The 1,200-nt window shown below is 45.5% G+C and carries 1 protein-coding gene; it reads left to right on the top strand.

Features of this window, described 5'->3' with window-relative positions; all coding sequences use genetic code 11:
* Positions 1–311: 311 nt before the first annotated feature.
* Positions 312–1,200, top strand: an 889-nt coding sequence (locus K8R76_11625) for a PAS domain S-box protein (protein MCD4848824.1), incomplete at its 3' end; no start/stop codon positions are given.

Below are 1,200 nucleotides of genomic sequence, written 5' to 3'. Positions count from 1 at the left end.
CGCCATGTAATGAAACCCAATCCGGATTTCTGTTATTTTATTAACGGATAATTCCTGCTCAGGTGACCTGTGATTACTCCCGGAACTGCTATTACTGGGAATTGCACAGGAGCCATATAATCAGCTTGACCTTAAGCAAAATGAACTGTATTCTATTTTATTGGTGCTAATTAGTGAACCAGGACTGCAGGTTATTCATAAATGAATTATCATATCTGAATTCTGAACTGGAGAGCCGGATTATTTGAAAATCTATCCCGATGAAGAAAAGCAGATCCATAAAAAATATCCAATAATCGAGGAAAGCAATCATGTCTGAAAAGCCAACCTGCGAAGAACTGGAACAGCGGATTCAGGAATTGGAGAAAGCTGAATACGAGCGCAAACAGGATGAGGATGCGCTAAGGGAAAGCGAAGCAAAATTCAGATTCCTCACCGAAAGCACGCCCGATATCGTCTGGACTGTGGATATGGATTTTAATACTACCTATGTCAGTCCCTCCATCGAGAACGTTCTGGGATTCACACCCGGAGAAAGAATAAATCAATCCCCTGAAGAGATGGTAACGCCCGATTCCCTTAAATCGATTAAAAAACTGTTGAAGAAGGAATACATCAAGGATAAATTGAGATCGGCAAGTTCGACGCGCTCCATTACCGTCATGACGGAATATTACATGAAAGGCGGCGGCACCCTCTGGCTTGAGAATCATGTAAGATGGATACGGAACGAAAAAAGCAAGATCACCGGGATTCATGGTATTTCCAGGGATATCACCGCGCGCAGGCAGGCCGAGAAAGCGCTTAAAGAAAGCGAAGAACAGCTGAAACTGGCCCTGAAAGGCGGCGATCTCGGAACCTGGGACTGGAACATGGAAACCAACAGAGTGGATTTCAACGAGCGCTGGGCTGAAATGAAAGGCTACGGCATCGACGAAATCGAGCCACATTTGAATGCATGGGAAAAACTTGTCCACCCCGATGACCTGCCCGGGATACATGAAATACTGAACAAACATCTCGAAGGGAAAACCGACTTTTACGAAGCTGAGTTCCGCATGAGACATGAAACGGGCAACTGGGTATGGATTCTCGACAGAGGCAAAATCATAGAAAGAGATAATAAAGGCAATCCCCTCCGCGTCTGCGGCACACACCTGGATATAACAGACCGCAAACGGGCCGAGGAAGAACTTCGTG

Origin of the sequence: Candidatus Aegiribacteria sp., from assembly GCA_021108435.1 — a bacterium.
Classification (GTDB): Bacteria; Fermentibacterota; Fermentibacteria; order Fermentibacterales; family JCC-6; genus Aegiribacteria.
Note: the sequence above shows the minus strand (reverse complement) of the source record. Positions and strands in the feature narration are given on the sequence as shown.